We start from the raw sequence: 2,583 nt of genomic DNA, 5'->3' as shown, positions 1-2,583 counted from the left end.
CATATTGGAATAACAACCCAAAAGCGCATGAAATAGAAGAGTTAGAACAAACAAATACAACTACTTTAAAAATGAAATTAGCCAAATTGGCTATTTTTTAATAAGTATTGTTACATAAAAGAAAAATATAAAAGACGAATCCAATGATGAAAATAAAAAAACCCAGCCTCTCCTTTTGGCAAATTTTTAATATGAATGTTGGTTTTTTAGGAATCCAATATAGTTTCGGGTTGCAACAAACAGCCATAAATCCGATCTTTTTATATTTAGGAGCACCTGAAGATATGCTGCCAATTTTAAATATTGCGGGTCCTGTTACTGGTTTACTCGTACAGCCAATTATTGGTGCTATGTCAGACAAAACATGGTCTAATAAATGGGGAAGAAGAAAACCTTATTTTTTAATTGGAGCCTTACTTGGTAGTTTATGTTTGTTCGCATTTCCTTACAGTCCGGTTTTATGGTTTGCTGTAGGTTTATTATGGATTTTAGATGCTGGAAATAACATGGCAATGGAACCTTACAGAGCATTTGTGGGCGACAAACTACCAGAAAAACAACTTAGTCTTGGTTTTCAAATGCAGAGTCTTTTTGTAGGTGCAGGTATTTTATTAGCAAATGGTTCTATCGTACTTTTTCAATATTGGTTTGGAGGAGATGCTACAGAAGAAGCAGGTGTTATCCCACAGTGGCTGTATTATTCTTTCTTTATTGGTGCTTTTTTATCTTTAGTAACCATTTTATGGTCAGTTATAAAAACACCTGAAATTCCACCATCTGTCGAAGAATTAAAAGAAATTAATACGATTAAAGCTTTACCAATTAGTAAAAAAATGGCCAAACCTTTTTCAGAAATAACAGCAGCTATAAAAGACATGCCAAAATTTATGTGGAAAATAGGGGCTGTCTATTTATTTCAATGGTATGCCTTATTCATTTATTGGCAATTTACCACGCCCTTATTTAAATTAACAATGGGATATTCAACTTCCGAAGCAGCATCACAAGCAGCAAAAATGAGCTTAACGTATAATATTGTAACAATGGTTGTTGCACTTGCTTTAGTGCCATTAACCTTAAAATTTGGGGGTAAAAAGATTTATGCTATAAGTTTAGTTGGTACAGCAATTTCATTATTCTGTATTCCTTATATTTCAGATCCTCTTCTTGTTTTATTACCAATGATACTATTCGGCATCGGTTGGGCTGCAATGATGGGAATACCTTACACCATGGTTTCAAAAATTGTACCTCAAAACAGACGGGGTGTTTATATGGGTATTTTAAACATGATGATTGTAATACCAATGTTTATTCAAACCCTTACTTTTGGGCCAATATATAAATATATTTTAGGTAGTGACGCCATAAATGCAATCCTTTTTGCAGGTGCCTTTTTTGCAATTTCTGCATTTTTAGCCACGCGATTGAATGAAACTGCAAAGAACAAGTAATTTTAACTCATACTTTTTACTATGAAAAATATCGGCATCAAAATAGCACTTTTCTTAAATTACTTTGTTTTTGCATTTCTATTGAATAGTGTAGGAACTGTCATATTACAAGTGCAACGTAGCATGGATGTTTCTAAAGGTAGCGCAAGTGTTTTAGAAGGGTTTAAAGATATTCCAATTGCCATTGCTTCTTTTATTTTAGCTTCCTTTTTACCTAAGATAGGATTGAAAAAATCGATGTTATTGGGCTTGGCTTTGGTCTCTATTTTTTGTTTTATAACTCCTTTCACAAACGGATTCTGGTATTTTAAAATCCTATTTTTAGTCATTGGAGTTTCTTTTGCACTAATTAAAATTGCAGTATTTGCTACCATTGGTTTAATTACAAACAATCAAAAAGAACACGGTAGTTTTATGGGGATTTTAGAAGGCGTTTTTATGGGTGGTATTTTGTTAGGAAATATTGTTTTTAGTCTTTTTATAGACGATGCTAATCCGAAATCTTCCAACTGGTTAAATATTTATTGGTTTATGGGCGGTGTTGCACTCTTGGCTTTTATGGTGCTTTTTGTGTCGAAACTAGACGAATCACAGGCAACCATAGAAAAGCGTAAGTTCTCCGAAGACTTTAAAGAGATGCTGTTATTAATTGTAAAACCATTGACACTCATTTTTATCATCAGTATTTTTCTATATGTGTTGATAGAGCAAAGTTTCCAAACTTGGTTTCCAACTTTTTACACAGCTATTATACACGCGCCCGCAAGTATGGCCGTGCAGGCAGGAGCTGTTTTGGGTGGCGCTTTTATGATTGGTCGTTTTTTAGGTGGCTTTATTCTAAATAAAGTAAAATGGATTTACCTGCTAAGTTTTTGTTTAGTAGCCTCAGCAATTTTAATAGTACTCGTTTTACCACTCTCCGGAAATTCGAGCACTGAAGGATTAATAACTTGGTCAAATGCACCGGCAGTGGTTTATCTGATGCCTTTAATTGGCTTGTTTTTAGCACCTGTATATCCTACTATAAATTCAACAATTTTATCTTCTTTACCAAAACACATGCATAGTTCTATGGCCGGTTTAATAGTGGTGTTTTCTGCTTTAGGAGGTACTACAGGCTCTATAATTA

At 33.8% G+C, this 2,583-nt stretch carries 2 protein-coding genes; both read left to right on the top strand.

Going from position 1 to position 2,583, the window contains the following annotated elements; genetic code table 11:
• Positions 1–146: 146 nt before the first annotated feature.
• Positions 147–1,454: an MFS transporter gene (locus tag QNK89_RS01110; RefSeq protein WP_340169139.1), complete on the top strand. Its 1,308-nt coding sequence runs from the start codon at positions 147–149 to the stop codon at positions 1,452–1,454.
• Positions 1,455–1,475: 21 nt separating this feature from the next.
• Positions 1,476–2,583, top strand: a 1,108-nt coding sequence (locus QNK89_RS01105) for an MFS transporter (RefSeq protein WP_340169138.1), incomplete at its 3' end; no start/stop codon positions are given.

It is taken from the genome of Lacinutrix sp. (assembly GCF_037625555.1).
Lineage (GTDB): Bacteria > Bacteroidota > Bacteroidia > Flavobacteriales > Flavobacteriaceae > Lacinutrix.
The sequence above is the reverse complement of the archived record's forward strand: the minus strand, read 5'-3'. Positions and strand labels throughout refer to the sequence as shown.